General features: G+C 27.7%; 2 protein-coding genes. One reads left to right on the top strand and one right to left on the bottom strand.

Going from position 1 to position 13,901, the window contains the following annotated elements; all coding sequences use genetic code 4:
* Window positions 1–81 precede the first annotated feature (81 nt).
* A complete protein-coding gene (locus ACXYRO_RS01420) occupies window positions 82–12,501 on the top strand; it encodes a beta-N-acetylglucosaminidase domain-containing protein (RefSeq protein ID WP_458614092.1) in 12,420 nt (4,139 codons plus the stop codon).
* 32 nt (window positions 12,502–12,533) lie between these two features.
* Here ACXYRO_RS01420 and ACXYRO_RS01415 read toward each other — a convergent pair.
* Window positions 12,534–13,901, bottom strand: a 1,368-nt coding sequence (locus ACXYRO_RS01415; protein ID WP_458614091.1) for an HsdM family class I SAM-dependent methyltransferase, incomplete at its 5' end; no start/stop codon positions are given.

Here is a 13,901-nt window from a genome sequence, read left to right as displayed (position 1 = left end):
AAAATTTTGATAATAATTAAACACCTTAATTTAACCAGAAAATAATTTTGGTGTTTTAATTATCTAACAAAGAGGTAATTAATGCGATTAAAGAAATCTAAACTTGTTTTAACAGCAACAGCTGCTGCGGCAGTAGGATTAACTATATCTGCTACTAGTGCAACAAATCAACAACCAAATAATTCAAGCAATCATAAAATATATCAAATTTATCCGACTGTTAAATCTATAACATATGCAGATAATAAAAAATATTTATTATCTAAAGAAGTTAATTTAGTTTTTGAAAAAGGAATTGATGAGGCAGTTAAATCAAGAATTAAAGAAGCTTTACAAATAAGAAATTTAACTGTTACAGAAAGTCATTCATTTGAAGATAGTGATGGTAAAACAAACATTTTAGTTGGAACAACCGACAACACCGATACATATATTGATAAAAAAGCAAGTTTATTAGGGCTTGATTTTAATGCATCTTTGAAATCACGTAATGATTCATATATTTTATCTTCAAAACATAATTACATTACTTTGTTAGCAAAAAACAACACAGCAGCATTTTACGGTGCTACAACTTTTTGACATATTCTTAATCAACTTGATGGCGATCAAATCGAGACATTTAATATTCAAGATTATTCAGATGTAAAACTTCGTGGAGTGTTTAGCTATAATAACGGAACCCCTTGAGATTTGAATGCAAAAATAGATTTTATGAAATGAGGTAGTTATTATAAACTTAACTCATATCTATATTTTGATAAAGATGATCAAAAAACAAGAGATCAATGAAAAACAGAATATACATCTGATGAACTTACAAATAAATTTTCAAAGTTAATCCAAGAATCCAAGAAAACTAAAATAAATTTAGTTTATATGCTTGATCCTTTTGATTCAAATGATAAAATAACAGTTGCTAATTACGATGAAAATTTATCAAAGATTAAAACTAAATTTGAACAACTTATTACAGCAGGGATAAGAAAATTTGGTTTATTTGCAGAAAACCAACCCTTTTCTGAAAATACTTCGCAACAAGTACATTATGAAACAAAAATACTAAATGATTTAATTACTTGATTAAAAGAAAAACAACAAATTACGAGTGACTTAAGTACTAATTTAATTTATGCACCTGCTAATAGAAATACAACTATAACATCAAACTCTTATGCTAATTTTACTTCTGAAGTTGAAATAATTAATTCAGCAACTGGCACTTATGCAGGGGTTCATAATACATCTTTAACAACATTTAAAACTACAACCAACAAAACCCCTGTTGCATGAGTTAATTGACCAAATAATTCAGATGCACCTGCACAACTGATATTAGGTGGTTATAAAGAATTTTTTGGAACTGATGTAACAGCAGACAACTTGCAAGGTGTATTAATTAATCCGATGCAACAAGCACAAGCATCAAAAATTGCTGCATTTGCTGCTGCGAATTTTGGATGAAAGATCTGAAGAAATGATACTGAAATAAATAATATTTATCAAGCAGCATTTTCTAACGCACTTAATAAAAGCAATATTTTTGATATTGAAACTCAATCATACTTAAAACTTGCTAAACATATTAAAAAACCAGATATTAGTAATTATCCAAGTATTGATGAGTCTGAAGAAATCCAAACTAAAATAGATGCTTTTAAAACAAATTTAGCATCGAATCATTTTGATAAAATAAAAGCAGAAGCATTGATTACAGATTTTCATGATTTTGAAAAAGCAGCAAGTATTCTTAAAACATCACAAAATGCTGAATTTAACAAGGAAATGTCGGTTTATCTTGATACATTTATAAATCTTTCACAAACAGCAAAAGCGCTGCTTTTATCAGTAATTAAAAAGCAGGAAAATAGCAGCAATGACTTTATCAGTTATTATAATCGTGGAATAGAATTACTTAATGAGTTAAAAACAACTCATAAAATCACCTACAATGGACAATCATATGATGCTATTGTTGGTAGTTCACATTTGATGCCATTTTTAGATTGATTAGTTTCATGATTGAAACCAAGAATTGAATCATCACTTTTTATCCCGCCTATAAAATTGACACAAACATTTATAACTAATTTGCAACGTCAAGATAGTCTGGGTAAAGGCGGAACCGACACAGTTTTTTACAAAGGAAACCCGTATCAAGTTATTTTAAAAAATAGTAGTGGACAATTACATCAAAATGATTATTTTGGTGTTGAATTTAATCAACCAATCACCCTTAAATCATTACAAGTGAAATATTTAGGACTGCGTAAAGATTACTTTATAAATGCAAAAGTTCAATATCAAACATCTACAAATAGCAGTTGAACCGATGTAAATGGTTGAAATGTTAATGTTACATCTGCAAATCAATATAATCCGATTGTTTTAAATAATCAAAATATAGCAAATGTAACAAAAGTAAGATTAATAAACAATGATACTACTCCTAGACAAAAATGAGTTCGTTTACAAGAATTCGTTATTAATTCAGGTGAATTAACATCAAATAAAACATGAGAAAGATATTCACATGTTAGTTATAATGCTGATAATACTACTAATTTAATGTATCTTGTTTATCAAAACAAAAGCACTGATAAAATGTTTGATGATTTAGATTCAACAGGTGCTGCATTTACCAAGGTGGTTCAAGGTAAACAAGGAAGCAGTGATGTTAATGTTGGTGCAAACATTCCAAGGGATGCTACAGTAGGTTTTAGTTTAGATAAAAAGCAATGAGTTTCACATATTTATATCAACCAATCATTCGATTCTGCAACTGATTTACCACAAGATGCAATCATCGAATATAAAGATGAAGATGAAAAAGATACCAGCAGACAATGAAAACAATTTGGTTCAACTCATTTAAAATGAGGTGAAAATTCAACAGTTGTAACAGGATATGCACATGCAAAAGATTTTAGAATTAAAAACACATCAGAGGTTCAGCATTGATGACGTATAGATGAAATAAGAGTATTTTTAACTAATAATGATAGATACAACTATACTACTGCTGATATTAATCGTTTGTTAATACACGATAATAAAGGTCCTAATTTAATGTTTGATGGTGATGATCACACATTCGCTTGATTAAAAGCGACATCAACAGGTGGTTCATTAAGTCAAAATGATGGTTTTGATATTAATTTTTCAAATCCAAAAAATCTTAAATCAATTCGTCTGTTATATAAATATGTCAATGATCAAAATCCAGGAGCAGGAGATCGCACCAGCCAAATAAGTATAGAAAAGAAAATCAATAATGTTTATATTCCTTGAAAAACATATGATTTATCTGGTGATGATATTACAATTAATATTTCAAAAGCAGATAATTTTGGAACCGTTACAGGACTTCGTTTAAGAACCTTAAAAGCAGAAAATTTTGGATTTAATATTAATACCATTGCATTCACAGAAAATAAACAAGACAGTACTGATTATGTTTATAGTGAAAATGCAGCAGTTAATGATTTGCTTGCTAAATATGATGGATACGATACATTTGAGTTATACCATCAAAAAAGTCCTGAAGAAAAGCAAGATATTACCTTAAAAGCAAACGAGAGAATCGGTTTAGATTTAAGTAAAATTCAAAATATTCAGACATTTAATAAAGAATATGACAATTCAACCGCTAATTCTAATGCATTAAAATTACAATATTCTGATAATGGTTATGAATGAGTTGATGCTGCATCAGATACTATTGCTGCAAACACTAAAGCCCGCTATATTGCTTTATTTAACTCAGGAAGTTCGGATTTAACTTTAAGTTTTAAAAAGATAACTGTTACAGTAGAAAACCTTGCTTTAAATCCAAAATTTGATTCAACAGATATCACACAAAATCCACAAACAGAACGAAATAATGAACTAGATGGTTCGGTTTTTACATACGATCAATTTGGTCCAAATATTAATGCAAATAATTATATTATTTACGATTTAGGTCGTCAAACAGATATAAAATCTCTACGTTTATATACTCAAGATGATACATCTGATTATCCAAGGGATATGGATGTACAAGTTTCATCTGATAAAAGTTCTTGACACACTGTTTTTAGTATCGGAGATACTACTACCGATGCTGATTCAACAACAATATTAAAAAATGTCGCTACTGGTTCTTACGATTCTAAATATGCTGTGAATCCTAAACTTATCAATGACCATCGTTATCCAGGGTTTAAATATTGAGGAAACGATTCGATTTCAAATCAAAAAGCTAGATATATCAAGATTTTAATAAAAGCTAATTATCCAAGCAATAAAAAACTTAAAATCAATGAAATAGTCGTAAATCATAATAAAATCCAACAACCTAACTATACTAGTAACTATTTTTCAGGAACTAAATATGAACCAACCGATGATAGTAAATTAGATTTTCTTCATGATAAGGATTTAAGTACTTATTATCAACCAAAACAAGAAAACGGTGAATTAATTTATACCATCGATGATAAGTCACTTATTAATAAACATTTACGTATTTTAACCATTGAAAGTAATTCGCTTGCAAAGGTATATTATCGTAAAGAAAATGAAACAAACACCTTCCATCTCTTAGGAACATTAACTAACAACCTTAATGAATTTATCCTACCTCAAAATCAAAAAGTTGTGCAAATTAAAATTGCTTGAGAAACTAAAAGACCTAAGATACTAGAAGTTTATGACTTTGATCCAGTGCAAGTTGCATCGGTATCTACAGATAAAACAGCTTTACAAAATGAAGTTAATAAAGTTGATCCGAGTGATTATAATTTATGAACTGAAGCATCTAGAAATGAATTTTTACATTGAAAAACTACTGCTACTAATGCTTTAAAACAAATTACCGAAGCAAATCAAAGTAAAGATCAATCATATACACAAGCAAGTTTAGATGCTATTAAAGATGCATTAATTTATGCAAGAGATCACTATAATAAAAAGGTTGATCTTACTTTAGTGCAACACGAAATTACCAATAAAGCATTAAATAACCCGATTGTATATACATCTGAATCATATCAAGAATATGAAAATAAAATATCAAGTGTGCAAAGTCAAATTACACACCCAGAAAATCTAAGTCAACACCAAGTTGATGCATTTTATCGTGATATTTTAAATAAAAAAGCAGCATTAATAAAACAAACTTGATTAACTGATTTGAATAAACAAAATGAATTGATAAAGAAGATCAAAGAAGAATTGACAAAATTAGAAGATATCCCTGAGTCAGTTAAGTTACATAATAAATTTGATGAATTTGCAGATACAAATGTCTTACAATCTTTATATAATGAAATTAATGCTCAATATATAAGTGAAAATAATCAAAAGACACAACTAAAACAACAAATTGAACATAATAAAACATTATCTGAAGACCCTGAACATATTAATACATTAACTGAAAAATTACCTAAAACAACTTTATTATATAGTCTACAGCATCTTAAAACTCAATCTGATGAGATGTTAGCTCAAGAACAAAGAGAAAAAACTGATTTACAAACACAAATAAAGGGCCTTTTAAGTAATTTTTATGATAGCGAAAACTCAAAACCATTATCAGAAGAATTAAAAACAACAACTAATTTAGTGCAACTTCGCTCTTTAAAAACCAAAGTAGAGCAGCAAAAACAAATCGATGAACAAGAAAATAATTTAAGAACTTTAATCAGACAAAATATTACTAACCTAGAAGATTTTTCAAATTTAATTTTATATAATGAAAAAACCTTAAAGAAAACTCGTGGTGTGTCGGCACTTGAAAAAATGTATACTAATTCATCTGCTGCTGTAAATAATGAAAGTCATTTAAAACAAGAGTTAAAAGTTCAAATAGATGAAAAAATTATACAACTTACCAAACAAGAAAACATTACTTTATATACTGATAAATTTAATAAGTTAAAAACCACTGATAACCTTAACTTCTTTATCGGATTAGAAAAGAAAATTCAAGAAACTATTGAACAAGAACAAAAAGAAAAGCTAAAAGCACAAATTAATGCTGTTTTAACAAATTTAGAACTAGAAACTCATAAAAATGAAATTAATACAGGCTTAACTAGTTCAGATACTGTTGCAGCACTAGAGCAATTATTACAAAAAGCTAATGAATTTAAAACTAGTGAAGATAATCAAAAAGCTCAACTTCGTTCAGATATAACTCATACAGCAGGTTTATTGGAAATTCAAAATAACCAAGATACCATTAATAATTCTTTACCTACTTCACAAACAATTGCACAATTGCAAAGTTTAAAAATACAAGCTGATAATCTAAAAGCACAAGAAGATGCTAAAAAAGTAGCATTAAATACTGAATTAGATAATTTAGTTTCAAGATTACAACTTGATAATCATATCAATCCTATTACTAATCAAAGACAAAATGCAACTATTCCTACATTAGAAACACTAAAACAAACTGCTGAACAATATCTTCGTGACGAAGAGCAACAAACTCAACAATTAAAAAATGATATTAATGTTTTAATTGATCAATTAGGAAAAGATTCAAACAAGGAATTAATTAGAAATAATTTATCATCTACTTCTCAAATTAATGCTCTTGAAAACTTGAAAACACAAGCAGAAAATTTAGTTAATACAGAAAAAACTGAATTAAGAAACCAAATTAATTCAACACTTGCATTATTAGAATTACAAAATCATAAATCAGATGTTCAAAATGAATTGAATAATGCTGATTTATCTGTTGCTCAGTTAACTGCATTAAAAAACAAAGCACAAGGATTTTTAAATAATGAAAATCTACAAAAAGCACTTTTAACTAATCAAATTCAAGCAATTAAATCTAAATTAGAGCAAACAAACCATATCCAAGAAGTTGATAATGATTTAAATTCATCACATACTATTAATTCTTTAGAAACACTTAAAACTAAGATAAATAACTTTAAACAAGAAGAAGATAATCTAAAATTCGATTTAAAGAAACAAATTCTTAATGCAATCACTAAATTAACTTACCCAGAAAATCAAAGTAATTTTCAAAATAAACTTAATACCACTAGCAGCATTGCTAATTTACAAACTTTATTAAATGATGTAAATTCTGCTGTTGCAACTGAAGCTGAAGAACTCGCTTTAAAAGCACAAATTAAGCAAGTTGTAGCGACTTTAGAAGATCCGACAAACAAAAATCAAAGCAAATATCAAAATAAAGCAATCGATGATCTACGCGGCAGATCAACAATTGAAAGTATTTTACAGCAAGCACAAGAAGCGAAAGCTTCCGAAATACATCGTCGCGATCAAGCAAATAATAATATTAAAAAACTACTTGCTAATATGCATAATCGAAAGATTGCTGATGAGCAAGAAGCAAAATATCATCCGATAACTGATTTATTAAAACTCGAAGAATTTAATAACCAATTAATTGAAATTGCAGATGAAGATCAAAAACGTTATGATATTACACAACTACTTAATTCGCTTCAAGATTATAATAATGTTGTCAAATATAATGACAAGTTATTAGCAGCAACTCAAAAAGTCGGACTTGATCAATTAAAAATAAAAGTTCAAGCTGCAGTGGATAGCGAAGAAAATGCTCGTGCCACATACACTTCTACAAAACTTCCTAACTTACTAGCACAAATTCAAGATGTAAATAAACATTCTTATTTAGATGCTAAGTTGCAAAAACTTAAGAATTTATATAATACCAAGAATTTAAATGTTAACTCTGTTTATGCATTAGAATCAGAGATGAATGATCAAATAGCAGCAGAAAATCACGAAAAACAAGACACTGAAAACAAAATAAGAAGCATTCTTTCAAAATTAGAGAAATCTGAAAATCAAAGCTTTGTTAATGAGTTTTTAAATAATTTATCAAGCAAAAACTTAAATGATTATCGCAATTTTTTACCTCAGGTAGAAGCTCGCTTAGATGCTGAAAATGCCGAAAAAGCACAACTTCGTAGCGAAATAGAGCAAAGTGTATCGCAACTTGATTTATCAGAGCATCAATTACAAGTTAATAATATGTATAATCAAAATAGCACAATTGAACAACTTAATAATGCTAAAAATCAAGCACAACTTCTAATAAATAAAGAAACACAAGAAAAATCTGAATTGAGAGCAGAGATTGCTAAACTTAAAAATCAACTTGAAGATCCTGAAAATCAAAATCAAGTTGATACTGATTTAGCAAACACATCTAATAATTTAATTAAATTAAGAGAAACCAAAAGTGCTACTGAACAAAGAATAAAAGATGAGACATTCGAAAAGAATTCATTAACAAACCAAATTGATCAGTTATATAACAAGTTAGAATTAGATAATAACCGTCAAGAAATAGAAAACAAAAAAACAACTGATACAAAACTTCCACACATGCGTGTTTTAAGAGAAAGAGCACAAGAACTTTTAGATCAAGAACACGCTAAAAAAGAACAATTAAAGCAAGAAATAAAAGATAAAATTAATCATTTAATGTATCCTGATAATCAATTATCAAATCGTGCATCATTAGCAAATTCAAACACCATTGCTGAATTAGAAAAACTAAGCAAACATATTGATGCAGTTAAGGCAGAAGAAGAACGACTTGAATCGGTGCGTGCAAAAGCACTAGAAGAGGCAAAAAAACTTGAGGACCCGATTAATCGTTCATTGTTAAGTGATGATTTTATTAAAACTACACAGCCAAAAGATCTCGATGAGTTATTTGTTAATGTTAAATCACAAGTTGCAAAAGAAGAACAAGAAAAAGAGCGGCTAAAAGCAAAGATTAAAGAAGATTATGATAAATTAACAAATGCAACAGAAAAGCAAAAGTTGAAAGCAAAAATGGATTCGGCTAAAAAACTTGTTGAATTGCGTAATTTAGACAAAGAAGTTTATGCACAATTTGCTGAAGAAACATTACAACAACACTTAATTTCTGAAATTAAAACAATTGAAGTTCCAAAACTTAATGATCAAAATACTATAAATAGCATTTATGATCAATTAAACGAATATAAAAATTCAACTAGTTTGAAAATACTCTTAGATCAAGTTAAACAGGAAATAAAAGAAGAAGCAGCACAAAAAGAAGCTCTTAAAAAAGAAATAGAAGAAAAAATAAAGAAATTACAAGATAAAAACAATTTAGATACTTATAAACACCAATTTGATTATGCTAAGAAAACAAATAATTTAAACGATTTTAGAGCATTAAAAACTGATCTTGATCAAGCATTGCAACAAGAAGAACAAATGCGTCAGCAGTTATCAAATAATATTGATACACTTGCTAACCAACTTGAAGATGCAACTAATAAAACGACTATAACAACCAAAAAACCCAATGTTACATCTGATTTAAATAAATTGCGTGAATTAAATAACGAAGCACAAGATTTAATTAAAAAAGAAGATGAAGAAAAGGATAAGTTACACAAGGAAATAATAGATGAGTTGTTAAAATTCCATGATTTTAATAATGCGATTAATTTAGCATTAAAACGTAAGAATACAACTGAGTTAAATGCTTTAAGAGCATTGAAAACCCAGGTAGATAATGCTAAAGCAGAAGATCAAAAAGAGTATGATTTAAGAGAAAAAATCAAAAAGATTGTTGAATCACTAGAAGACTTTGATCATATTAGTAAATATAATATGGATGTTTTATCGCGAACAAACGGACAAAGCAACTTACAACAATTATTAAATAAAGTAACAGCAGCTCAAACTAAGGAGAATTCAGAAAAAGAAAAATATAAAAATAACATAAAGACTAATTTAACAAAATTAGAAGATCCTGATAATATCAAGAGCTTCAATGATTTAAATACAAAAGTTGAAAAAAATCCTAATTTAAATAGTTATTTTGGTTTAGATTATAAAATAGATCAAGCATTAAAAACTGAAGAGACTGAAAGAAAACAGTTAAAAGCAAAAATTAATGAGATTTTAGCAAAATTGCAAGATCAAGGTAATATCAAGAAAGTTAAAGATAAATTGCAAACTGCTACCACTTTAACCCAACTTCGTGAATTATTAAAAGAAACAGATAATATGTATGCTGAAGAAACACATGAAAAACAAAAACTTCAAGATCACATTGAAACTGTATTAAGTAAGTTAAGATTATTTGATCAAATTGCTACATTAAACACTGAATATCGCAGCATTAAAAACTCTAAGGAATTAAATGATTTAAGATCGTTTAAAACCAAAATTGATGCTGAATCAGCAGTTGAAGAAAGTGAATTTAGCAAGTTATTTGGACAAACAGCAGACAAAATTGCTAAATTACACGATTTTGACACCTTTGTCAAATGAACTCATAAATTAAATCAAAATACACATATTGATTCGTTGCATGCTCTTAATAAAGCCTTAGTTGATGTTATCAACGAAGATACAATTAAGTTTAACATCCGTGAAGAAATTAAAGAAAAATTACCACACTTAGAAGAAGCGCAGCATATTATTAAATTAAATGCTAAACGATTGTTTACAACTACCAGTAAGATAGATTTACAAAACTTCTTAGATGAATTAAATACAGCACTTGCACAGGAAGCAGCAGAAAAAGCAAGAATTAAAGCACAGATTGATTCACAATTAGCAAAGCTAGAAGATTCGCAAAATATACAAACATATACAGAAAAATATGCTAATTCGCAAAACAGCGATTTACTCATAAATTACACTCCACTTAGTGCTAAACTTTCTGATGTTTTAAAACAAGAAGAACAAGAAAGAGAGCAATTACGAATTAAAATTACATCATTATATCCACAATTAGAAGACTTTAATCATATAGTTGTTTATAATGAAAACAATTTATTGAAACTAACTAATTTAAATGATTTAAGAGAGTATTATACAGATACCTCTAATGCTTTACAAAGTGAAAAACAACGAAAAACAGAATTAAAAACCTTAATTGAAAATAAACTAAGAGGTTTAGAAGATAACTATAACATTATTTTATATAACAAAAAATACCATCACAGCAACCAAATCAATCAACTTAACTACTATGAAGCATTGTATGCAAAAATTTCTGAAGTATATGATTCTGAACACAGTGAAGTTCGTTTGTTAAAAGAACAAATCAGTGATTTATTAAATTCATTAGAAGACTTTGAGCATATTTTTACCTATAATACCAAGAATTTCGCTAACATCGATAATCTAGAAGATCTAAGAGTTTATAAAGCAAAAGTTGCAGCAGCAAAACATAGTGAAGATGTGCAAAAGGAAAATCTAAGAAAACAAATTGCTGCTAAGGTTGCTTTATTAGAAGAACCAAAAAACATCAAAATATATTCTGATAAGTTTTATAAAACAACAAATTTAAATTCTTTAATCGCTTTAAATGATAAATTAGATGAAATATTAAGCAAAGAATCGGTTGAAAAGACAAAATTACAAACTCAGATTCATAACTATATGCCACTTTTAGAAAACCTTGATCACATCAGTTTATATAATGAAGTAAGTCTTTTGAAAGCAAACAGCATACCAAAATTAAGAGTATTCTTAGCAGATGTTACAGATGCATATACATCCGAATCAGAACGTAAAGAATCGTTAAAAGAATTAATCCCAAATATGCTAAAAAAACTTACTACACCTGCATATATTAAAACATATACAAGTTTATATAATAAAATCGAGAATTTAAATGACTATGAAGCTTTATATCGTTTGCTTAACATCGCTCTAAGCATCGAATCCGATGAAATAATTTCATTAACAAATCAAATAAAATCAACTGTTAAACAACTTGAGCAACCGCAAAATATTGTTAAATATGATAATAATGAATATGTAGAAATTAAAAATGTTATCGATTTAAGAAAATATAAAAATGAAGTAGTTCAAGCAAAAGCATCAGAAGATAAATTAAAAAATGAATATCGTTCTAAAATCGAAGAAAGTATTAGTAAATTAAGTGATCACAAAAACATTGATACATATACAGACAAACTGGATTCAACATCTTATTTAGATTCATACCAAAAGTTATATGATGATGTCTTAGAAACCTTAAAACAAGAAGCAAGTGAAAAATCAGTTTTAAATAAAGCATTAGAAGATGTTGCTGCAAGATTACAAGCAGTTACTCATATTTCTGAATTAAATTCAGTAAAATACGATGCAAATGATTTAGATACATTAAGAGAAAAACTCTCATATGCAAATAATGCATATCAAACAGAAACACAACGTAAATCATACTTACAAACTTTAATAGAAAGCAAGTTTGATAAACTTAAACCAACAAATGAAGTAGCAGCATTAAAAGAACAATTTAATTCCAATGATAATTTAAATGGTTATGAGTTAATTAATAGCAAACTAGATTCATTGATTGATTCTCAATCAATTGTTTCAGCAAAACTAAAACCATATATCCCCCTTGCAAGTATTTTGACCTTAGGACTTATTTGAATTATCATCCTTGTTGTTTTAAGACACAGAAGAAGAAAACAAACTAGCTAATGCTAGTTTATTTTTATTCCTATGATGCAGTGTTATCCACGTACTTTAATGCATTCATCGAATACTTTTATCATTTGTTTTACTTGGTTGATTTCTTCTTTATCAAGTAATTTAAAACGAAAGTCTAATATCCGTTCTTCGATAATATTGGTTTGAATGTGACCAGTAGCAAAAGCTTGAAATTGGATTTGATAACTTTGATCAAATAAAAATTTAAAAAATGAATACCTTACCTTTTCGTCATTGATATAAATTCGATAAAAACCATTTGAGATAATGACATCTGAATTATCCAAATTAAAATAAAAGAATTTATCATATGAACCATATAAATAAGGTAAATAAATGCTGTCTTTGTGACCTATTTGCTTCGCTCTTGAAATATTTTGAATTTGTCATCCACGTAGCTTGTTTGAAAGTGTATATAAACCTTTGCTATGTGTTTGAGCAATCGGGATGTATGAATAAATTTTGCTTTTTATAATTGATTTTTCAAAGTTTTTTGTCTTTTTTTCAATAATTAATCCGTTTTGATTATTTTGTTTATATTCTCGCAGAGAATATAAACTTTTATCATTTAAAATTAAAGAAATTTTTGTGTTTGATAATTCTGGTTTTAACTTTAATGAACTGTCTAAGTCTTGCATATAGGTATATCCGTAATTTATCGAGTGATTAACCTGTGACAATCCAATGATTTTTTCATCATAAGCAAACTGCTGCATTCTTTTTAGAATTTCAGGTAAATCAGTGTTTAAAATTGCTTCATTATTCGCATCTTTTAGAATTTCACCATTTTCTTCATTTATTTTATAAATAGGAGGTAAATTTTTTGTATTAAAGTCAAAACCGATGTTTTTGACTACATCTGTAAAAATTTTATAATTGTGTATTCGTTTAGTTTTCTTTACAAATAATACATCAGTTTTTACTCCTGTTTCAGCACCCTTAAATACCCCTTCTGGAAAAGAGATATCTGCTAAGATATGAAAATTATCAATTAAGTATTTTCTGATATAACTTTGTTGTTGATTATTTAAATAACCACTAGGCAGCACAATTGCTAAAATTCCATTCTCCTTAAGCAGATTCATTGCTCTTTCGATAAATAAAACCCCTAATTGTCCGTTACAATGTTCATTAAGTTTGTAATGTTTTAGAATACTTTGATTCCCCATAAATTTAACTTTGCTACCAAAAGGTGGATTTGTAATGACAAAATCAAAAAAGCTGTTATTTTTATTTCAATTTGCAATGCTATCGATTTGATGAATTTTAGTTCTACCATCACCGTTTAATACCATATTAAAGAATGCAACAGAACAAGCGCCTTTTGAAATATCTCAATAATATAAATTGTCTTTCATATCTTTATAATCTGGATTATTTTTGTATTTTTG

This window comes from Mycoplasma sp. 4013 (assembly GCF_054353875.1).
The sequence above is the reverse complement of the archived record's forward strand: the minus strand, read 5'-3'. Positions and strand labels throughout refer to the sequence as shown.